General features: G+C 29.4%; 1 protein-coding gene. It reads left to right on the plus strand.

Annotation, left to right across the window (positions count from 1 at the left end):
* The coding region (locus ACY2RW_RS16250; RefSeq protein WP_490123776.1) for a DUF5689 domain-containing protein at window positions 1–248 on the plus strand (248 nt) is incomplete at both ends.

Genomic DNA, 248 nt, shown 5'->3' on the forward strand with positions numbered 1-248 from the left:
ACCTTTTTGTTTCTAATGTAGCAACAGAAATTACAGCAGATTTTGTTGGAAAAGGATATGTATCATCATCAGATGAAACAGGTAACTTTTACAAAGAATTTTTTAGTCAAGATAAAGCAGAAAATCCTACAACTGCAATAAGAGTAGCTTTAGAGCTTACAGAATCTTACAATAAATTTAATTTTGGTAGAGAAATTTACATCAACTTAAAAGGATTGTATATTGGAGAAGTTTGTTCTGAAGATGGT

The organism is Polaribacter sp. 2305UL8-11, assembly GCF_058147165.1.